This is a genomic window from Crossiella sp. CA198, assembly GCF_052078295.1.
GTDB lineage: Bacteria > Actinomycetota > Actinomycetes > Mycobacteriales > Pseudonocardiaceae > Crossiella.
On the sequence record NZ_JBQJIM010000019.1, the window covers coordinates 23,933 to 41,739 of the forward strand.

Annotated in this window: 22 protein-coding genes; 11 read left to right on the forward strand and 11 right to left on the reverse strand. The window is 70.9% G+C overall.

Translation table 11 applies throughout. The features are described from left to right. Positions 1 to 65: 65 nt before the first annotated feature. The 5 genes from ACTOWY_RS29495 to aroA form a co-directional block, all read right to left on the reverse strand. Complete coding sequence (locus ACTOWY_RS29495; RefSeq protein WP_441312869.1) at positions 66 to 899, reverse strand: hypothetical protein; 834 nt, start codon at positions 897 to 899, stop codon at positions 66 to 68. A 32-nt stretch (positions 900 to 931) separates the two neighbouring features. Beyond that, positions 932 to 1,720 carry a hypothetical protein gene (locus ACTOWY_RS29500; RefSeq protein WP_441312870.1) on the reverse strand — a complete coding sequence of 263 codons (789 nt, stop codon included), beginning with the start codon at positions 1,718 to 1,720 and terminating at the stop codon, positions 932 to 934. A gap of 259 nt (positions 1,721 to 1,979) precedes the next feature. Further along, entirely contained in the window at positions 1,980 to 2,828 is an 849-nt protein-coding gene (locus tag ACTOWY_RS29505; RefSeq protein ID WP_441312871.1) for a hypothetical protein, read from the reverse strand. A 118-nt stretch (positions 2,829 to 2,946) separates the two neighbouring features. Further along, entirely contained in the window at positions 2,947 to 3,963 is a 1,017-nt protein-coding gene (rsgA, locus tag ACTOWY_RS29510; protein ID WP_441312872.1) for a ribosome small subunit-dependent GTPase A, read from the reverse strand. A 13-nt stretch (positions 3,964 to 3,976) separates the two neighbouring features. Next, a complete protein-coding gene (aroA, locus tag ACTOWY_RS29515) occupies positions 3,977 to 5,272 on the reverse strand; it encodes a 3-phosphoshikimate 1-carboxyvinyltransferase (RefSeq protein WP_441312873.1) in 1,296 nt (431 codons plus the stop codon). 94 nt (positions 5,273 to 5,366) lie between these two features. Between aroA and ACTOWY_RS29520 the strand changes: the two genes are divergently transcribed. Genes ACTOWY_RS29520 through ACTOWY_RS29535 form a run of 4 tightly spaced genes read left to right on the forward strand, consistent with a single transcriptional unit; the run spans position 5,367 to position 8,300 of the window. Continuing rightward, a complete protein-coding gene (locus ACTOWY_RS29520; protein WP_441312874.1) occupies positions 5,367 to 5,705 on the forward strand; it encodes a PadR family transcriptional regulator in 339 nt (112 codons plus the stop codon). Beyond that, positions 5,702 to 6,850: an HAAS signaling domain-containing protein gene (locus tag ACTOWY_RS29525; RefSeq protein WP_441312875.1), complete on the forward strand. Its 1,149-nt coding sequence runs from the start codon at positions 5,702 to 5,704 to the stop codon at positions 6,848 to 6,850. Before ACTOWY_RS29520 ends, ACTOWY_RS29525 begins: the two co-directional genes overlap by 4 nt. 26 nt (positions 6,851 to 6,876) lie before the next feature. After that, positions 6,877 to 7,692, forward strand: coding sequence for an SOS response-associated peptidase (locus ACTOWY_RS29530; protein ID WP_441312876.1), 816 nt, complete (start codon positions 6,877 to 6,879; stop codon positions 7,690 to 7,692). Further along, positions 7,689 to 8,300, forward strand: coding sequence for an alpha/beta hydrolase family protein (locus tag ACTOWY_RS29535; protein ID WP_441312877.1), 612 nt, complete (start codon positions 7,689 to 7,691; stop codon positions 8,298 to 8,300). Before ACTOWY_RS29530 ends, ACTOWY_RS29535 begins: the two co-directional genes overlap by 4 nt. On the opposite strand, the gene ACTOWY_RS29540 is transcribed toward ACTOWY_RS29535, so the two are convergent. Continuing rightward, on the reverse strand, positions 8,297 to 9,127 hold the full coding sequence (locus tag ACTOWY_RS29540; protein ID WP_441312878.1) for a PPK2 family polyphosphate kinase: 831 nt from the start codon (positions 9,125 to 9,127) through the stop codon (positions 8,297 to 8,299). The two genes, ACTOWY_RS29535 and ACTOWY_RS29540, sit on opposite strands and share 4 nt — an antisense overlap. 36 nt (positions 9,128 to 9,163) lie before the next feature. Continuing rightward, positions 9,164 to 9,643 carry a Cys-tRNA(Pro) deacylase gene (gene ybaK, locus ACTOWY_RS29545; RefSeq protein ID WP_441312879.1) on the reverse strand — a complete coding sequence of 160 codons (480 nt, stop codon included), beginning with the start codon at positions 9,641 to 9,643 and terminating at the stop codon, positions 9,164 to 9,166. Between the two features lie 184 nt (positions 9,644 to 9,827). Here ybaK and ACTOWY_RS29550 point away from each other — a divergent pair, with 184 nt between their 5' ends. Together ACTOWY_RS29550 and rsrA are read left to right on the forward strand one after the other, a co-directional pair. After that, on the forward strand, positions 9,828 to 10,526 hold the full coding sequence (locus ACTOWY_RS29550; protein WP_247764216.1) for a sigma-70 family RNA polymerase sigma factor: 699 nt from the start codon (positions 9,828 to 9,830) through the stop codon (positions 10,524 to 10,526). Beyond that, positions 10,523 to 10,882 (forward strand): mycothiol system anti-sigma-R factor, encoded by a 360-nt coding sequence (gene rsrA / locus ACTOWY_RS29555; RefSeq protein WP_441312880.1) that lies wholly within the window; start codon positions 10,523 to 10,525, stop codon positions 10,880 to 10,882. The genes ACTOWY_RS29550 and rsrA overlap by 4 nt, the downstream gene beginning before the upstream one ends. A gap of 83 nt (positions 10,883 to 10,965) precedes the next feature. Here the strand turns inward: rsrA and ACTOWY_RS29560 are convergent, their stop codons facing one another. Then, positions 10,966 to 11,040, reverse strand: a complete 75-nt coding sequence (locus ACTOWY_RS29560) for a 50S ribosomal protein bL37 (RefSeq protein ID WP_143174383.1) — start codon at positions 11,038 to 11,040, stop codon at positions 10,966 to 10,968. A gap of 93 nt (positions 11,041 to 11,133) precedes the next feature. Here ACTOWY_RS29560 and ACTOWY_RS29565 point away from each other — a divergent pair, with 93 nt between their 5' ends. Beyond that, positions 11,134 to 11,373 (forward strand): biotin/lipoyl-binding carrier protein, encoded by a 240-nt coding sequence (locus tag ACTOWY_RS29565; RefSeq protein WP_441312881.1) that lies wholly within the window; start codon positions 11,134 to 11,136, stop codon positions 11,371 to 11,373. Then, positions 11,361 to 12,863: a sensor histidine kinase gene (locus tag ACTOWY_RS29570; protein WP_441312882.1), complete on the forward strand. Its 1,503-nt coding sequence runs from the start codon at positions 11,361 to 11,363 to the stop codon at positions 12,861 to 12,863. The genes ACTOWY_RS29565 and ACTOWY_RS29570 overlap by 13 nt, the downstream gene beginning before the upstream one ends. Before the next feature lie 140 nt (positions 12,864 to 13,003). Here ACTOWY_RS29570 and ACTOWY_RS29575 read toward each other — a convergent pair whose 3' ends face one another. Both ACTOWY_RS29575 and ACTOWY_RS29580 read right to left on the reverse strand, forming a co-directional pair. Beyond that, complete coding sequence (locus ACTOWY_RS29575; RefSeq protein WP_185001773.1) at positions 13,004 to 13,258, reverse strand: WhiB family transcriptional regulator; 255 nt, start codon at positions 13,256 to 13,258, stop codon at positions 13,004 to 13,006. 231 nt (positions 13,259 to 13,489) lie between these two features. After that, positions 13,490 to 14,404, reverse strand: a complete 915-nt coding sequence (locus ACTOWY_RS29580; protein ID WP_441312883.1) for a diacylglycerol/lipid kinase family protein — start codon at positions 14,402 to 14,404, stop codon at positions 13,490 to 13,492. A gap of 163 nt (positions 14,405 to 14,567) precedes the next feature. Here ACTOWY_RS29580 and ACTOWY_RS29585 point away from each other — a divergent pair, with 163 nt between their 5' ends. Together ACTOWY_RS29585 and ACTOWY_RS29590 are read left to right on the forward strand one after the other, a co-directional pair. Then, complete coding sequence (locus ACTOWY_RS29585; protein ID WP_441312884.1) at positions 14,568 to 14,987, forward strand: hypothetical protein; 420 nt, start codon at positions 14,568 to 14,570, stop codon at positions 14,985 to 14,987. Between the two features lie 130 nt (positions 14,988 to 15,117). Continuing rightward, positions 15,118 to 15,894, forward strand: a complete 777-nt coding sequence (locus tag ACTOWY_RS29590) for a DUF2382 domain-containing protein (protein WP_441312885.1) — start codon at positions 15,118 to 15,120, stop codon at positions 15,892 to 15,894. Here the strand turns inward: ACTOWY_RS29590 and ACTOWY_RS29595 are convergent. Further along, positions 15,860 to 16,789 (reverse strand): EamA family transporter, encoded by a 930-nt coding sequence (locus tag ACTOWY_RS29595; protein WP_441312886.1) that lies wholly within the window; start codon positions 16,787 to 16,789, stop codon positions 15,860 to 15,862. The two genes, ACTOWY_RS29590 and ACTOWY_RS29595, sit on opposite strands and share 35 nt — an antisense overlap. Before the next feature lie 72 nt (positions 16,790 to 16,861). Here ACTOWY_RS29595 and ACTOWY_RS29600 point away from each other — a divergent pair, with 72 nt between their 5' ends. Beyond that, the gene (locus tag ACTOWY_RS29600; protein ID WP_441312887.1) at positions 16,862 to 17,785 is read left to right on the forward strand and encodes a LysR family transcriptional regulator; all 924 of its coding nucleotides are present in this window, start codon (positions 16,862 to 16,864) and stop codon (positions 17,783 to 17,785) included. The last annotated feature ends 22 nt before the right edge of the window (positions 17,786 to 17,807 follow it).

A 17,807-nucleotide genomic window follows, 5' to 3' on the forward strand; every position in this document is an offset into this window, starting at 1 on the left:
GTTCCTGGCACCACGCGAAACGGCCCCGCCGCGATCCACTCGCGGCGGGGCCGTTTTCCGTTGGTTCAGCTGGGCTGGCCGACCTGCGCGGCCGGCGGCGCGGCGATCTCCACCGGCTTGCCCCAGTCCTGGAACTTGGCGTCCACCGTGGTGGTGAACTCGACCTTGCCGGATTCGGTGGCCCGCCAGCGCAGCGGCAGGTTGTTCGCGTCCAGCCAGATCTCGTGCTTGAGCGCACTGCGGTTGAGCTTGATCTTCGACTCGAAGTTGCCCTTGACCAGCTTGTCGGTCGCGGCCGCCGCGACCTTGGCGTAGTCGACGGTGATAGTGTACCTGGTCGCGGCCACGCCGTCGACCTGCTCGGTGACCGGGGCGTCGAACTGCCCGGCAGTGCCGAAGTGCACGCTGCCCCGGCTCGGGTCACTCGCCTCGGTCATACGCACCACCAGCGGCGTCATCACCTTCGAGAAGAGGTCGTCGCCGCCGGGCTTGACCTGCCGCCACGGCTTGCCGGGGGTCTCCTTCTCGTTCTCCGCGGTCTGCAGGTAGGCCTCCGTGGGCAGCTGCAGGACAGTGGTCTTGTCCGCGCCGCCCTCGGCGACCATCAGCGAGGAGACCTTGCCCCCCTCCTCGAACCGGAGCTGGCTCTTGGTCGTGGCGGCCTCGCCGGGCTTGCGCGAATCGGCGGCGGCGGTGCTCAGGTGGACCGTCTTCTTCGCCAGCATGGCCGCGTTGACCGCGGTGACGAACTCGGTGGCGCTGGTCAGCTTGGCCGCTGCGGCGGAGGTCGCCGCCGAAGAGGTGGGCGGGGGAGCGGTGGACGGTGCGGCGCCGCCGGAGCAGGCGCCCAGCGCGGTCAGCAGCAGGACGCTGGTCGTGGCGAGCAGGGGTCGGCGCATGATGTTTCCCTTTGTTGTTTCCGTGAACCGGGTCAGCGGACCTGTTTGGCGGGCGGCGCGGCGATCTCGACCGGCTTTCCCCAGTCCTGGTAGACCATGTCGGTGCTGGCGGGCTGGCCGTTGGGGCGCTGCTCCAGCGTCGACCAGCGCAGCGGCAGATTGTCCGCGCTGAGCCAGATCTCGTGCTGGGTAAAGGTCCGGCCCGCGGCGATCCGCTTCTTCAGCCAGTCCTTCGTCGCCTTGTCGATGTCGGCGGTGACGGCCTTGTCCAGGTAGACGAAGAAGACGTACTTGACTGCCTTGATGTTGTTCAGTTCGTCCTGGGTCGCGCTGTCCAGCTTGGCCTGAGCCAGCAGGCCGATGTGCCTGCTCGGCTCGGCCAGCCAGGTCACCCCGCCCTTGATGACCTTGGAGATGTACTCGAGTTCCGGGTCGTCATCAACGCGGATCCGCTTCCACGGCTTGCCAGGGTGGTCCTCCTCGGAGCCCTTGGATTTGGCGTAGGTTCCCTCTGGCACGCTGACGATGATCATGGGGTTGCTGCTGGTGGCCGTGTCGTCGTAAAGGGTGGACAACCGGTCGCCTGGCTCGTGGCGGAGCAGCATCCGAGGACGGACGGAGTGCGCGTACTCGCTGTCCGGGTCGGTGATCGCGCCGGAGAGACTGGCCGTCTTCTTCTCCTGCATCGCGGCGCTGACCTTGCTGATGAACTCCGCCGGATTGCCGAACTTGGGCAGCTCAGGCACCACCGGGGCGGCCGGGGTGCTCGCGCAACCGGTCAGGAGCAGTGCGCTCACGGTGGCGAGCAGCAGTCGACGCATGATGTTTCCTCGCGCTGGGCGAGAGATCCCCCCTGTGGAATCCCCCTGAAGACAACCCCGGGCTCGCAGTACGACGCCACGACGTCCCCCCTGGTCGCCGCAGGCGTCGTACCGCTGCCCTCCCCCCAGCAGCCGACCGGTCAAGGCCGGCGAGCCTGCTGGTGTTCCCCCCTGGATAAGAACCTAAACAAACCCGCTGACGCCTCGCTGTCGCCGCACTAGCCGCGGCGAACGCGGGCCGGTTAGCTGGGGGATCGGGTCACTTCTGAATCTGCGCGGCGGGCGGCGCGGCGATCTCGGCCGGCTTGCCCCAGTCGGTGAACCGGGTGTCCCCGACGGTGGGCTTGCCGCCACCGGGCGTGGGCCTGGTGCGCTGCCAGCGCAGCGGCAGGTTGTCCGCGGTCAGCCAGATCTCGTGCTTGATGCTGGTGACGCCGGACTTCACGTCGGACTCCAGCTGGACCTGCTGCTGGATGTCGGTGGTGGCCGCGGCGACCTTGGCCAGGTCGATGGTGACCGTGTACCGGGTGGTGGCGGTGCCGTCGACGGTTTCCTCGGCGGTGGCCTCCAGCTTGCCGCCCTGGCGGAACCAGGCCAGCTGCCTGCTGGGCAGCGCGGTGTCGGCCAGGCTGCTCACCTCAAGCAGTTCGCCACTGGTCTGGCGGTCCCGGCTGGACTTCTCGCTGAGCAGCCGCCACGGCTTGGCCGGATCCTTCTTGGCCGACTCCTGGTTCTTGGCGTAGGTGGTCTCACCCAGCACCACCGCGCTGAGGGCGACCTCGGCGCGCTTGGGGTTCTCGCCGGTCACCGTGAACGAGACCTGCTCGTCCTCGAAGCGCACCGCCGCGGTCGCCTTGGTCGGGGCGTTCACGATCTGGGTGTCCACGGTGGTGCCCGCGGCGGCGGTCTTCTTGCCGCGGATCGCGGTGGTGATGGCGGTGGCCAGCGCGGTGGCGTCGGCGGGCTTGGCCACCGGCGGCGCGGCGGAGGTGGCCGCCGTGGTGCTGGACGGCGCCGGCGCCGGTGGTGGTGTGGTGGTGCCGGAGGTGCAGGCGGCCAGAGCGGTCAGCAGCACCAGGCCCGAGACAGCGGGCAGCGTTCTACGCAAGGTGTCCCCCAGTGAATGCGCATCACGACGTCCGGCCTCCCCCAGTGGTCACCGTCGACGTCGTGTCCGCCACCGTACGCGCGCCCGGCCCGGTATGCCCGGGTTTCTGAGAGCCCCCTCAGTCGATCAGCTCTTCCTTGCCGGAGCGGGAAACGAGCAGCCTGCGCAGCGAGATGATCCGGTCCGCGGTCGGGCCGCCCTTGGCGAGCAGGGTCTCCAGCGCGCAGTCCGGGTCGGCCGGCGGGCCGAGGTGGCCGCAGTTGACCGGGCATTCCTCGGCGGTCTCGGCCAGGTCGTCGAAGTGCTTGACCAGGTCGTCCGGCTTCACGTGCGCCAGGCCGAAGGAGCGGATGCCGGGGGTGTCGATCACCCAGCCGCCCACCTCCACCGGCAGTGGCAGGGCCAGCGTGGAGGTGGAGGTGTGCCTGCCCTTGCCCACCCCGCTGACCGCGCCGGTGGCCCGGTCCACGCCCGGCAGCAGCTTGTTGACCAGGGTGGACTTGCCCACGCCGGAGTGTCCGACCAGCGCGGAGACCTGCCCGGACAGCAGCCTGCGCAGTTCGGCGGGCTCCTCGTCGAAGCGGGTCACCACCACGTTGAAGTCCAGGCCGGAGTAGGCGGCGAGCAGGGTCTCCGCGCCGGCCAGGTCGGCCTTGGTCAGGCACAACACCGGGGCCAGGCCACCAGCGTAGGCCGCGACCAGGCAGCGGTCGATGAAGCCCGGCCGGGGCGGCGGATCGGCCAGCGCGACCACGATCACCAGCTGACTCGCGTTGGCCACCACCACCCGCTCGAACGCGTCGGTGTCATCGGCGGTGCGGCGCAGCACGCTGCTGCGCTCGGCCACCCGCACGATCCTGGCCAGGGTGTCGGTCTGCCCCGAGATGTCGCCGACCAGGTCGACCCGGTCGCCGACCACGATCGGCGTGCGGCCCAGTTCGCGGGCGCGCATCGCGGTGACCTTGCGGTCCGGGTCGTCGCCGACCGCGCAGGTCCACCGGCCACGGTCCACGGTGATCACCATGGCCTGCTCGGCGTCGGCGTGCTTGGGTCGCTGCTTGCTGCGCGGCCGGGTGCCCTTGGTGGGGCGCACCCGCACATCGGACTCGTCCAGGTTGCGCCAGCCTTGCTTCACCGCGGAACCCCGATCACCCGGCGACCCCGACCGGCTGGCCGAGCATGGCGGTCCACATCCCGCGGAAGTCCGGGATGGTCTTGGTGGTGCTGAGGATGTCGTCGACCACCACGTCTGGCACCCGCAGGCCGAGGATGGCGCCCGCGGTGGCCATCCGGTGGTCGGCGTAGGCCTGCCACGGGCCGCCGGTGAGCGGGCGCGGCTGGATGCGCAGGCCGTCCTCGGTCTCCTCGACCCCCGCGCCCAGGTTGCCCAGTTCGGTGCGCAGCGCGGCCAGCCGGTCGGTCTCGTGGCCGCGGATGTGCGCCACCCCGCGCAGCCGCGATGGCCCTTCGGCCAGCGCGCACAGCGCGGCCACGGTCGGGGTCAGCTCGGAGACATCGCGCAGGTCGGCGTCGATGCCCCGCAGCCGGTCCGGTCCGCGCACGGTCAGGCCGTCGGCGGTCAGCTCGACCTGGCAGCCCATCCGGGTCAGCAGTTCGCGGATGCCGTCCCCGGCCTGGGTGGTCTCGGCGGGCCAGTGCGGCACGGTGACCTCGCCGCCGGTGACCGCGGCCGCGGCCAGGAACGGGGTGGCGTTGGACAGGTCCGGCTCGATCACCACGTCGTGCGCGGCGATCGGGCCGGGCAGCACGGTCCAGACATTGGCCTGGGCGGTGTCCACGATGACCCCGGCCGCCCGCAGCATCGCCACGGTCATCTCGATGTGCGGCAGCGAGGGCACCGGCTTGCCGTCGTGCCGGACGATCACGCCGCGGTCGTAGCGGGCGCCGGAGAGCAGCAGCCCGGAGACGAACTGGGAGGAGCCGGAGGCGTCGATGGTGACCTCGCCACCGCCCAGGCCGCCCTGCCCGTGCACGGTGAACGGCAGCGCGTCGCCGGTGATCTCCGCGCCGAGCGCGCGCAGCGCGTCCAGCACGGTGCCCATTGGGCGCAGCCGGGCGTGCGGGTCGCCGTCGAAGCGGATCTCACCGTCGGCCAGCGCCGAGACCGGCGGCAGGAAGCGCATCACCGTGCCTGCCAGCCCGCAGTCCACCTCGGCCGGACCGGAGAGGGGGGCGGGGGTGATCGTCCAGGAGCCGTCGGCCGGGTTGTCGGCCACCCCGGTACCCAGCGCGCGCAGGGCCTGGGCCATCAGCAGGGTGTCCCGGCTGCGCAGTGGCGCGTGCAGGGTGCTGACGTCCTCGGCCAGCGCGGCGATGACCAGGGCCCGGTTGGTGATCGACTTCGAACCGGGGACCGGGACGGTCGCGCGCACTGGACCCTCGGCGACCGGTGCGGACCACGGAGTGCTGACGGTGGCGTTCACCCGCACATCGTCCCCTATCCCGCTGAACAGCCTCTGAACAGCCTCGATTCGTTCCGGTTTGCCACTACCTTGTTGAGCAAGGTACCTTGCGGTCATGACGCAAGATCCGCAGTTGCTCGCCCAGCTCCGCAGGGGCGTGATCGAGCACTGTGTGCTGGCCCTGCTGTCCAGGGGTCCCCGCTACGGCTTCGACCTGGTGCGCGAGCTGGCCGCGGTTGAGGGCCTGGGCACCACCGAGGGCACGATCTACCCACTGCTGTCCCGGCTGCGGAAGGACGGGCTGCTGGAGACCAGCTGGCAGCCCTCGGACCAGGGTCCGCCGCGTCGCTACTACGAGCTGACCGGGCCGGGCCGGACCGCACTGGCGGGATTCCACCGCCACTGGCGCAGTTTCCGCGCCGCGGTGGACCAAGTTCTTGAGGGAGACGAATGAACGCCCTGAGCCATCCGATCGCCGAGAACTGGCTGGCGCGCTTCGACCGCGCCGCCGCCGCACTGCCCCAGCCTCGCCGCGCCGAACTGCGCGCCGAGCTGGTCGAACACCTGGAAGCGTTGATCGCCGAGGGCGAGCCCGATCTGGCCGCCGCGGTGGCCAGGCTGGGCGATCCGGCCGAGATCGTGGCCGCCGAGGGCGTGCCCACGGTCTCCGCTGCCCAGTCCCACGCGGCCACCGGCCTGCTGCTGTTGCCGTTGACCGGCCTGCTCTTCCTGGTCCCGGCCCTGCCGCCGGGCCTGCTGAGCATGGCGGTGATCCTGCTCGCCGCCAGCACCGTGCTCGTCCTGGTGCTGCGTTCCGGCGCGACGGCGCAGGCCAGGGCACTCGGCGTGCTTGGCGCGCTCGCCCCGCCGCTGGCCGGACTGGGCGGCATCCTGGACAAGGTCTTCCAGGCCGGCGTCAACCCCGGGGTGAACCTGCCGCTGGGGCCGGGCAAGGAACTGTCCGTGTCCTGGCACACCGATCCGTGGCTGGCCGGACTCGGGCAGATCGCGTTGCTGGCGCTCGGCCTCGGCCTGCCGGTGCTGGCCGGCCTGCGACTGCGCCGCCCGGCCGCCGCCGACTCCCGGCTGTTCCTGGGCGCACTGGCGCTGCTGGTCACCGCGCCGGTCGGCCTGGCCACCGCGCTGCTGCTCTCCGGCGCCCGGCGCGGCGGCGAGGTCGGCACGCTGGTGAGCACCCCGCTGATCGTGCTGGCCGCGGTGCTCGGGGTGTTGCTGCTGGCCGTGGGCGCGCTGCTGGTGACCAGGCCCGGCCTGGCCCTGACCGCCAAGGCGCTCATCGCGCTGGCCGTGGTCACCGCGCCGATCGGGGTGGTGCTGCTCGCCCAGCACAACACCGGCAACAACGGCATCATCCGGCAGACCGCGCTGCACCCGCTGCCCGCGGACGCCGAGGAGCGCCGCCGGGTGGCCTCCGCCTGGTACGACGAGGACCAGACCCAGGTCATTCCGGCCGCGGCCTACGCGCCTGGCCCGGCCTGGGTGCCGGCTGACCGGAATGTGCGGCTGGGCCTTGGCCTGCTGTTCGTGCTGGCACTGCCGCTGCTGGCCGCCTGGCGCACCGGCGTCGCCAGGCAGTGACGGTCCAGCGGCGTACCGTAGGCACCATGTGCGGGCGGTACTCGGCGGTGAAGGATCCGGCTCGGCTGGTGGAGGAGTTCGGCGCGGCGGACGCGACCGGCGGCCTGATCAACGGGCCGGACTACAACGTGGCGCCGACCAAACCGGTGCTCGCCGTGGTGCAGCGGCACCCGCGCGACGCCGAGGGCAACCCCGATCCGGACACCACCGAACGCACCCTGCGCGTCATGCGCTGGGGGCTGGTGCCCAAGTGGGCCAAGGATCCCGGCATCGCGGCGAAGATGATCAACGCCCGGTCCGAGACCGCGGCCGAGAAACCCGCCTACCGCACCTCGGTCAAGCACTACCGCTGCCTGATGCCCGCCGACGGCTGGTACGAGTGGCAGCAGGAGGGCGGCACCAAGCAGCCCTTCTACGTGACCAACCCGGACGGCTCCAGCCTGGCCATGGCCGCGCTGTGGGCCACCTGGCGCCGGCCGGGCGCGCCCGATGAGGCCCCGCTGGTCACCTGCGCGGTGCTCACCACCGACGCCTTCGGCCCACTGGCCGGCATCCACCACCGGATGCCGCTGCTGCTGCCGCCGGAGAAGTGGGCCGACTGGCTGGACCCGGACCGCGGCGAGGTCGCCGACCTGCTCGCCCCGCCCGCGCCCGAGCTGATCGAGGCCCTGGAACTGCGGCCGGTGTCCACCGCGGTCAACAACGTCCGCAACAACAGCGCCGAGCTGCTGGACCGGGTCGAACCCGGCTCGGTCCAGCTCGACCCCGCGCCCAAGCGCAAGGCGCCCGCGAAGAAGAAGCAGCCTGCCGAGGACGGCCAGGCCCTCTTCGAGCTGCCATGACCAGGATGGAACTGGCCACCCCACACGGCCCGGCCAGGGCCGAACTGCACTGCGCCACCGAGGGCAGGGCCGCGCTGCTGCTCGGCCACGGCGCGGGCGGCGGCATCGACGCGCCCGACCTGGTCGCCGCGACCAGGGCCGCCACCGCGGCCGGGGTGCACGTGGTGCTGGTCGAACAGCCCTACCGGGTGGCCGGCCGCCGCGCGCCAGCCCCGGCCAAACAACTCGACGCGGCCTGGCTGGCCGTGGTCGGCGAACTCGCGACCAGCTGGTGCGACGGCCTGCCGATGATCTTCGGCGGCCGGTCCTCCGGGGCCAGGGTGGCCTGCCGCACCGCGACGCCGGGTCAGGCGGCGGCCGTGCTGTGCCTGGCCTTCCCGGTGCACCCGCCGGGCAAGCCGGAGAAGTCCCGGATGCCCGAACTGGACGGCATCGAGGTGCCCGCGCTGGTCGTGCAGGGCGAGAAGGACCCCTTCGGCATGCCAGGGCCCGGCCACCACCGCGAGTTGGTCACGCTGGCCGGGGACCACAACCTCAAGGCCGACGTCGAGGGTGTCTACCGCGCGGTCGCCGACTGGCTGCCCCGGGTGCTGCGCCCCCTGGATTAGGCCAGCGGATCCGCGGTGCGCAGCCTGACCTGCTCCGCCTCGATGTCATAGGCGGCGGGCGGGAACTTCGGGTCCAGCTCACGCAGGGTCTCCAGCAGCAGCCTGCTCACCGCCCAGTTCCGGTACCACTTCCGGTCCGCCGGCACCGCGTACCAGGGCGTGGCCGAGCAGTTCTTCAGCGCCGCGGTGTAGGCCTGCTGGTACTTCGACCACTTCGACCGGGCGTCGATATCGGCCGGGGTGTACTTCCAGTGCTTGCGCGGATCGTCCAGCCGGGCCAGCAGCCGTTCCCGCTGCACCTCCGGCGAGATGTGCAGGAAGCACTTGAGCACCGCGACGCCCGCCTCGGCCAGCTCGCACTCGAACTCGTTGATCTCCCGGTACCGGATGCGCAGCTCGGCCGCGGAGCGCAGGCCCTCGACCTTGGGCACCAGCACGTCCTCGTAGTGCGAGCGGTCGAACACGCCGATCCGCCCCGGCTCCGGCAGCAGCTTGCGCACCCGCCACAGGAAGTGGTGCCGGGCCTCGGCGCGGGTCGGCTTCTTGAACGAGGCGATGTGCACGCCCTGCGGGTTCACCAGCCCGAGCACATGCCGGATGGTGCCGCCCTTGCCGGAGGTGTCCATGCCCTGCAACACCAGCAGCACCGCGCGGGCGTTCTCGGCGTAGAGCGCCTCCTGCAGGTCCTCCAGCTCGGCGCCGGTGGCGACCAGGTCGGCCGCGGCCTCCCGCTTGCTCTTCGGACCGATCGGGCGGCCCGCGGGATCCAGCGTCGCGAGGTCAACCGAGTCCAGCCGAAGCACGTCCCGAACCGACTTCCTGGCCATCCGCGCAGCGTAGCCAGGCTCAGTCGATCCCGCTGGTCAGGCGGCCGCGATCGGCGCCAGCACGGCCTTGGTCAGGGTGGCGAGGTCGGCAGCGGCGAGTTCCACTTCCAGCCCGCGCCGCCCGGCACTGCAGAAGATCGTCTCGAAGCCCTGGGCGGAGTCATCCAGGACCAGCGGCAGCCGTTTCTTCTGCCCCAGCGGCGAGATCCCGCCCGCCACGTAGCCGGTGGCCCGCTCCGCGTCGGGAACCGCGGCCATCTTCGCCTTCTTGCCGCCCAGCGCCGCGGCCAGCGCCTTGAGGTCCAGCTGCGTGGTGACCGGCACCACACCCACCGCGAGCGCGCCGTCCACCTCGGCCACCAGGGTCTTGAACACCCGCTCCGGCGCGATGCCCAGCGCCTGCGCCGCTTCCAGGCCGTAGGAGTCGTGCCGTGGATCATGCTCGTAGGAGTGCAGGGTGTGCGCGATCCGCTGCTTGACCAGCAGCGCTGTCGCCGGAGTGCCTCGTCCCGCCATGACCCGGGAGCTTAGATCCTGCCTTTGTGGCGTAAGCCGCTCGCTATCCCGGAATGCGTGCGCACTGTGCCGCGTTGTGCGAATCGTGGGAACCGAGATGACCTGCCCGCTCCGCCCGGCCGCCGCGCGGCCCGGCCGAGGCGCGCTGCGCGGCGTATCCTCAGCACCATCGCCGGCATTTCCGATGGTGGAGCTGCCTGCGGTTGTTACCACAAGCCCAAGCCCACGCTCCGGCGTGCGGGAAGGGAGCCAGGTGCCAGGCACCGCACCAGAGACCAGAACCGGGGACGAGACAACGGATGACCGCGCGGCCCGCTTCGAGCGGGACGCGATGCCGTTGCTCGACCAGCTCTACGCGGCCGCGCTGCGGATGACCCGCAACCCGGCCGACGCCGAAGACCTCGTGCAGGAGACCTTCCTGAAGGCGTACTCGGCCTTCTCCTCCTTCGCCGAGGGCACCAATCTCAAGGCCTGGCTGTACCGCATCCTGACCAACACCTACATCAACGGGTACCGGCGCAAGCAGCGGCAGCCGCAGCAGTCGCCGACCGATGAGATCGCCGACTGGCAGCTGGCCCAGGCCGAACGGCACAGCAGCACCGGTCTGCGCTCGGCCGAGGTGGAGGCGCTGGACCGGCTGCCGGACAGCGATGTCAAGGCCGCGCTGCAGCAGCTGCCGGAGGACTTCCGGATGGCGGTCTACCTCGCCGACGTCGAGGGGTTCGCGTACAAGGAGATCGCCGACATCATGGGCACGCCCATCGGCACCGTCATGTCCCGGCTGCACCGCGGCCGGCGCCAGCTCAAGGAACTGCTCACCGACGTGGCCAAGGACCGCGGTTTCCTGCGTGGTCGCGCCGCCCAGGAGGTGGCCGGGTCATGAGCTGCGACGAATCCGCCGAGACCAACTGCAAGGACGTGCTCGCCGAGGTCTGGATGTTCCTGGACCAGGAGTGCGACAAGACCCGCCGTGACCTGCTGCGCCAGCACCTGGACGAATGCAGCCCGTGCCTGGAGCAGTACGGCATCGACGAGTACCTCAAGGCCCTGCTGGCCCGGAAATGCGGTGGTGAGGCCGCCCCGGACACGCTGAAACAGCGGTTGCGCGCCTCCATCCGCCGCACCGTGCTGGAACAGGCCGAGGTGACCGTGGAGTGCGGCCCGGACGGCAAGACCGTCGAGGTCTCCCTGCGCGCCGAGCGGATCGAACTGCACGAGCCGGTCCACCAGGACGACTGACCAGCCCGCAGAAGCACGAAGCCCCCGGAAGACCTAGCGGTCCCGGGGGCTTTGTTCTGCCGGTAGATCCGGCAAGACCACGATCAGGCGTTGGGACGCTTGCCGTGGTTGGCGCCGCGCTTCTTGCGGTCGCGCTTCTTGCGGGCGCGCTTGGACATCGCGTTCTCCTTGGTCCGGGGCTTGCTTCCACTCAGTCTGTCACGCCCGATGGCCGACAGCGGTACCGGGCCGCTTCGTGCTTGCATCGGTGGATGGCCGAGGAGATCAGGGCGGAGCTGGTGGCGACCGTGGGTGAGGTGGTCGTCGGCGAGGGTGACGTGGTGGCCCCCGGCGACACGCTGGTGGTGCTGGAGTCGATGAAAATGGAGATCCCGGTGCTCACCGAGCGGGACGGCACGGTCACCAGGCTGGTGGTCGAACCCGGCGCGCTGGTGCGCGCGGGCGATCTGCTCGCGGTGGTCGAGCACAATGGACCACCGTGTCCACCCTGAGTGAGTTGCTCGCCGAACACACCCGCCTGCCCGGGGCCGCCGTCGACCACCTGCAACTGGTGGTGGGGGAGTGGCAGCTGCTCTCCGACCTGTCCTTCGCCGACTTCCTGATGTGGGTGCCACTGGAGGCGGCCACCGCGGAGGGGGTCGCCGAGGAGCGGTTCCTGTGCGTGGCCCAGGCCCGCCCGCAGACCGCGCCCACCGCGCACCCCGAGGACATGGTCAGCACGGTGGTCGCCGCGCCGGACCACCCGCAGCTGCGCCGGGCCGTGGTCGAGGAGCGGATCTGCCGGGAGGAGGACCCGCGCTGGCACCTCGGTGTGCCGGTGCGCCGGGAGACCATCCCGGTCCGCTTCGGCGGCAAGGTGGTCGCGGTGCTCAGCCGGGACATCAACCTGGCCGTGCCCAGGGTGCCCAGCCCACTGGAGATCGCCTACCTGGGTAGTGCGGCCGATCTCTGCCAGATGATCGCCGACGGCACCTTCCCCGCGCCCGAGCCCTCGCCGGGTGCGCACACCAGTCCGCGCGTCGGCGACGGCCTGATCAGGCTGGACGCCGCCGGTACGGTGGTCTTCGCCAGCCCGAACGCGCTCTCGGCCTACCACCGGATGGGCCACGCCGCCGACCTGGTGGGGGTGGCGCTCGCGCCGCTGACCCGCTCGCTGGTCTCCGATCCCTTCGACGCCACCGAGGTCGCCCAGCGGATGCGCACCGCGCTGGACGGCAACCCCAGCACCAGGGTGGAGGCCGAGGCCCGCGGCGCCACCGTGCTCTTCCGCGCGCTGCCGCTGCGCCCGCGCGGCAAGGCGGCAGGCGCGCTGGTGCTTGTCCGCGACGTCACCGAGGTGACCAGGCGGGACCGGGCGCTGATGTCCAAGGACGCGACCATCCGGGAGATCCACCACCGGGTCAAGAACAACCTGCAGACGGTGGCCGCGCTGCTGCGGCTGCAATCCCGCCGGACCAACAACACCGAGGCCCGGCAGGTGCTGGCCGAATCGGTCCGCCGGGTCACCTCGATCGCGCTGGTGCACGAGACGCTGTCCATGTCGGTGGACGAGCGGGTGTCCCTGGACGACGTGGTGGACCAGGTCATCCCGATGATGAGCGATGTCGCCACCGCCGAGACCAGGGTGGTGGTCCGCCGCGAGGGCAAATTCGGGGTGGTACAGGCAGAACTGGCCACACCCTTGGTGATGGTGCTGACCGAGCTGGTGCAGAACGCCTTCGAGCACGCCTACACCCCGGGCCAGCGCGGCGAGGTGGTGGTGCACGCGGAACGCTCGGCGAAGTGGTTGGACGTGGTCATCACCGACGATGGCCGTGGCCTGCCGCAGGGCTTCTCACTGGAGCGCACCGACCGGCTCGGCCTGCAGATCGTGCGCACCCTGGTCGAGTCCGAACTGCGGGGTTCGCTCAGCCTGCGCAGTCGGCAGGGGACCAAGGGCACCGAGGCGGTACTGCGGGTTCCACTGCAACGCCGCCGTTAGACCATTAGAGATCCGGGTTTATCTAGTCATGTTTCTGCCAGTGCGGACCGGGGTTTTCGCCGGAGAGGCAGAAAAAGCAACTGACCGGCACTCGTTCGCGCGAGTGCCGGTCAGTCGGCCGTTCGGAGGTTGCGACCCTCTCAGGCTCCAGTGCGAGCCCGGGTGCGGGCGTTGCGTCGCTTCAGCGCGCGTCGCTCGTCCTCGCTCATACCGCCCCAGACTCCCGCGTCCTGTCCAGACTCCAGCGCCCAGGTCAGGCAGTCGGACATCACGGGGCACCGGCGGCAGACGGTCTTCGCCTCGGCGATCTGGAGCAACGCAGGACCGCTGTTCCCAACGGGGAAGAACAGCTCGGGGTCCTCGTCGCGGCAGGTCGCGCGGTGGCGCCAGTCCATGGTTCCTTGCTCCTCGCTAGGCACATAGCAATAGTGCCGATAGTGGTTTCGGGGGTGTTTGTGGGTGCTTGTGAATGCTTTCACGAACTACGGCAAAGTCAAGAGGCCCGATCCAATCCGGTGAGGCAACTCACCCGAAAGATCGACACGCACTTGCTTGGCGGTTTCAAAGGGTGACATTCCGCGCGCTGGCGAAGGTCACGCCCAGGTGACGACCCGATCACGCACAGGTCACACCGCGACGGACAGTGCCGCCGGCACGGACATGAACCGCACATCGGTCCGCTCGCCAAGAAGATCGCCGTCTACCTGGAGCCGGACCGGTTCCGCGCAGGTCACTCTAATCCACTCAACGTCATCCCGCCGCAACAAATTCCCGCCCTGCGGACTTCCACCGGGCCGCAGAATCTGCCACACGTGCTTCACGACGGTGGGTACCCCGACGTTACGGAGAGCAAACACGCCCAATCCGTCCTCGAAGGAGGAGCCCGGATTGATCCGCAGCGGCCGCTCACCCAGGTAGGTCCACGGATCGGTGTTGGACACGAAGGCCAGGTGCAGCCCGGTCTCCGGTTCGCCGTCGGGCAGCTGCACGGTGAGCTTCGGGTGCCCGTGGTCCAGCTTGAAGTAGCTGGTGGCGGCCATTCGCGCGTAGAGCATCGGGGTGGCCTTCTTGACCCGGTGCCGTTCGACCCCGGCGACCACGTCGGCGTCCCAGCCCAGCCCGGCGTTGAAGGTGAACCAGCGGTCATCCGCCCGGCCCAGCCCGACCCGGCGACTCGCGCCTGCCTCGATCGCCTGCAGCAACCGGTGGGTGGCCTCCACCGGATCAACCGGCAGTCCCAGTGCGCGCGCGAAGACATTCGCGGATCCGCCCGGCACCACACCCAGCATCGGCACATCGTCCCGGACGCCGTCAGAGAGCAGTCCGTTCACGACCTCGTTGACCGTGCCATCCCCGCCGTGCGCCACCACGAGGTCAAAACCGTCGTGCGCGGCCTCGGCCGCGGCATCCGCCGCGTGCCCCCGGTAACTGGTCTCGACGACGTCCAGTTTCACGTCGCTGGCCAGTGCGTGCGCGATGACATCGCGCCCCGCCGCCGAGGTGGCGGTGGCCTGGGGATTGACCACGAGGAGTGCGCGCACGCACTGAAGCGTATGACAGCCCGTGACGCCCCGCGCTCCACCCCTGACCCGATGGTGGCTGCCGAGCAGCGGCGTTGTGCCTGGGTGATCACTGATATGCGGCGCAAGTCACGTCCGTGAGCTGCCAGATCGCCCCGATCAGGGGATGGCTAGCCTTGTCCGCATGTCGCAAGCCCTGGGTGCGCCGCGAGCGGTGCGTGTGGCGGGTCTCCTGGTCGGGTTGCAGGGCCTGGCGGGGGTGGTGCTGGTGCTCGCCCTGCTGGTGCGCGCGCTCGACGGCGCGCCCAAGCCGGGCAACGTCTTCGGTGAGGCCGCCTACTTCGCGGTGCTGACCGCCGGGGTGCTCGCGGCCGCGATCGGGCTGCTGCGCGGCAAGCGCTGGGCGCGTTCGCCCGCGGTGGTGGTGGAGATCCTGTTGCTGGGCGTGGCCTGGTATACCCTCGGGCCGTCCGGGCGCTGGCTGATCGGCTCGCTGGCCGCGATCTACTGCCTGGCCGTGCTGGTGCTGCTGTTCAGCACGCACGCGCGGGCCTGGGTGCTGGGCATCGGGCCCTACGACGACTCGGCGGACCAGCCCGGTTAGTGCCACGAAGGGGTGGCCTGCGGTAACCCGGCCCGGTGGTCCGGCGGAATTCCTGGTTGCCCCGGCTTCTCCCGGGCAGTTCCTGCTCCGTCCAGCGTGACGCGAACGGGAGACCGGGAGGACGAAGGCGATGATCAGCGAGCAGATGGTGCCGCAGTTGTTCGGCGACGAGGTCTGCGACCGGGACGGCGCCAAGATCGGCAAGGTCGGCCAGGTCTATCTGGATGAGAAGACCGGGAAGCCGGTGTGGGCCACCGTGCGCACCGGTCTGTTCGGCCTGAAGGAGAGCTTCGTCCCGCTGGAAGGCGCCAGCGTGGACGGGGAGACGCTGCGGGTGGCGGTGACCAAGGACCAGGTCGGCGACGCGCCCCGGATGGACGCCGCCGGCCGGTTGTCCTCGGCGGAGGAGCAGCAGCTCTACGCCTACTACGGCCTGCGCTACCCGGAGGTGCCCGGCCCGCGCCAGGACCGCCAGGGCGGCCGGGCGAAGGACGGCCGGATGGCGGCGGACCACGGCGGCCGGGACCACGAGGCGATGACCCGGTCCGAGGAGCGGCTCAAGGTCGGCGCGGAGACCCAGGAGACCGGGCGGGTCCGGCTGCGCAAGTACGTGGTGACCGAGGAACAGCAGGTCAGCGTGCCGGTGCGGCATGAGGAAGTGCGGGTCGAACGGGAGCCGATCACCGAGGCCAACCGGGACCAGGCGATGTCGGGTGCGGAGATCCGCGAGGCCGAGCACGAGGTCACCCTGCACGCGGAGCAGCCGGTGGTGCGGACCGAGGCGGTGCCGGTGGAACGGGTGCGGCTGGCCAAGGAGACGGTCACCGAGGAGCAGACCGTCTCCGGCCAGGTGCGCAAGGAGCAGATCGAGGTCACCGAGGAACAGGCGCGGGACCGGCGAGGCTGACCGGTTCGAGCCCGGGGTGCGGCGTGGTCCGTCGCGCCCTGGGCTTGACCACGCCCGAAGCCAGTGCGACGCCGATGATGACCAGCACGGCGGCGGCCAGCCGCAGCGTGGTCAGCCGCTCGTTCAGCAGCAACGCGGCCGAGGACATGCCGAACACCGGCACCAGCAACGAGAACGGCGCGACCGCGGTGGCCGGGTAGCTGCGCAGCAGGAAACCCCAGATGCCGAAGCCGGCCAGGGTGGCAGCCCAGCCCACGTAGAGCACCGCGCCGACGCCGGCGAAGTCCAGGTGCGCCAACGCGGTCAGGCCGGTGTCTACGCCCTCGAAGGTCGCCGAGAGGGCGAACAGCGGCAGGATCGGCACCGCGCTGACCCAGACCATGAAGCGCAGCATGTCCGGCGGGGCGGCGTAGCGGGTGATGATGTTGGTCAGGCTCCACACCGCGGCCGCGGCCACCACCATCAGCAACGCGCCCAGCGGACTGCCCGCGCCGTAGTCGAGCACCACCAGGACCATGCCTGCCAGCGCGATCCCGGTCCCGGCCAGTCGCAGCGGGGTGGGCCGCTCCTTGAGCAGCAGCGCGGCGAAGAGCACGGTGAACAGCACCTGGCTCTGCAGCACCAGCGAGGACAGCCCGGCCGGCGCGCCGGCGTACATGCCGCCGAAGAGCAGCCCGAACTTCACCACGCCCAGGGTCAGGCCCATCAGCAGCACCCAGCGCCAGGCCACCCGGGGCGAGCCGACGAAGAACAGCGCGGGCAGTGCGGCCACGGTGAAGCGCAGCGCGGAGAACAGGAAGGGCGGGACCTCGGCCAGTCCGACCTGGATGACCACGAAGTTGAGTCCCCAGATCAGCGCGACCAGGACGGCGAGGGCGACGTGTGCGGGCTTCACCCGCTCAGCCTCACCCGGCGGAGAGTTAAGCACCAGCGAAACTATCTACGGGGATCCGTTTAGTATTGCTTCATGCTCGATATCGGCAGACTGCGCGCGCTGCACGCCGTGGCCGTGCACGGCTCGGTCAACGCGGCCGCCGCCGCGCTCGGCTACACCCCCTCCGCGGTGTCCCAGCAGCTGGCCAAACTGGAACGCGAGACCGGCACCACGCTGCTGGAACGCCGGGGCCGGGGCATCGCGCTCACCGACGCGGCCACCGAGCTGGCAGGCACCGCCAAGGAGATCCTGGCCCTGGTCGAACAGGCCGAGGTGCGGCTGGAGGAACAGCGCGGCCTGCCGGTCGGGCGGCTCACCCTGGCCACCTTCGCCACCGCCGCCCGCGGCCTGCTGCCAGGACCGCTGGCCGAACTGGCGCGGGAGTACCCGGAGCTGGACCTGCGGCTGACCGAACTGGACCCGCACCTGTCGATGGACCTGGTCGCCAGGGGCGAGCTGGACCTGGCCGTGGTGCACGACTGGGAGAACACCCCGCTGGCCGTGCCCGAGGGCCTGGCCAGAGCCGACATCGGCGTGGACGTGGCCGATGTGCTGCTGCACGAGAGCCATCCGCTGGCCGCGCGGGCCGAGCTGAGCCCGCTGGAACTCACCGGCGCGCGCTGGATCTGCCAGCCGCCCGGCTCGATCTGCCACGACTGGCTGATCCGCACCCTGCGCGGCGGCGGGGTCGAACCGGTGCTCGCGCACCAGGTCACCGAGTACCAGTCCCAGCTCGCGCTGGCCGCCCAGGGCCTGGGCGTGTGCCTGCTGCCCCGGCTCGGCCGCGGTCCGGTGCCGGCGCACGTGGTGGTCCGGCCGCTGGTCCCGACGCCGACCCGGCGGCTGTTCGCGGTGTGGCGGCAGCAGGCCACCCGGCGTCCGGCGATCTCGGTGACGGTGGCCGCGCTGCGTGCGCACTGGGCCGATCGGGACACCGCTTCTGCTCCGATGGGTTGATCACTCAAAGAAGGGACTGGGA

Bases quoted from the DNA above. Each gene is read 5' to 3' on its own strand.
- ACTOWY_RS29495 (WP_441312869.1), bottom strand. From the start codon at position 899: ATGCGCCGACCCCTGCTCGCCACGACCAGCGTCCTGCTGCTGACCGCG.
- ACTOWY_RS29500 (WP_441312870.1), bottom strand. From the start codon at position 1,720: ATGCGTCGACTGCTGCTCGCCACCGTGAGCGCACTGCTCCTGACCGGT.
- ACTOWY_RS29520 (WP_441312874.1), top strand. From the start codon at position 5,367: ATGACGCAAGATCCGCAGTTGCTCGCCCAGCTCCGCAGGGGCGTGATC.
- ACTOWY_RS29525 (WP_441312875.1), top strand. From the start codon at position 5,702: ATGAACGCCCTGAGCCATCCGATCGCCGAGAACTGGCTGGCGCGCTTC.
- ACTOWY_RS29530 (WP_441312876.1), top strand. From the start codon at position 6,877: ATGTGCGGGCGGTACTCGGCGGTGAAGGATCCGGCTCGGCTGGTGGAG.
- ACTOWY_RS29535 (WP_441312877.1), top strand. From the start codon at position 7,689: ATGACCAGGATGGAACTGGCCACCCCACACGGCCCGGCCAGGGCCGAA.
- ACTOWY_RS29540 (WP_441312878.1), bottom strand. From the start codon at position 9,127: ATGGCCAGGAAGTCGGTTCGGGACGTGCTTCGGCTGGACTCGGTTGAC.
- ybaK (WP_441312879.1), bottom strand. From the start codon at position 9,643: ATGGCGGGACGAGGCACTCCGGCGACAGCGCTGCTGGTCAAGCAGCGG.
- ACTOWY_RS29550 (WP_247764216.1), top strand. From the start codon at position 9,828: ATGGTGGAGCTGCCTGCGGTTGTTACCACAAGCCCAAGCCCACGCTCC.
- rsrA (WP_441312880.1), top strand. From the start codon at position 10,523: ATGAGCTGCGACGAATCCGCCGAGACCAACTGCAAGGACGTGCTCGCC.
- ACTOWY_RS29565 (WP_441312881.1), top strand. From the start codon at position 11,134: ATGGCCGAGGAGATCAGGGCGGAGCTGGTGGCGACCGTGGGTGAGGTG.
- ACTOWY_RS29575 (WP_185001773.1), bottom strand. From the start codon at position 13,258: ATGGACTGGCGCCACCGCGCGACCTGCCGCGACGAGGACCCCGAGCTG.
- ACTOWY_RS29585 (WP_441312884.1), top strand. From the start codon at position 14,568: ATGTCGCAAGCCCTGGGTGCGCCGCGAGCGGTGCGTGTGGCGGGTCTC.
- ACTOWY_RS29590 (WP_441312885.1), top strand. From the start codon at position 15,118: ATGATCAGCGAGCAGATGGTGCCGCAGTTGTTCGGCGACGAGGTCTGC.
- ACTOWY_RS29600 (WP_441312887.1), top strand. From the start codon at position 16,862: ATGCTCGATATCGGCAGACTGCGCGCGCTGCACGCCGTGGCCGTGCAC.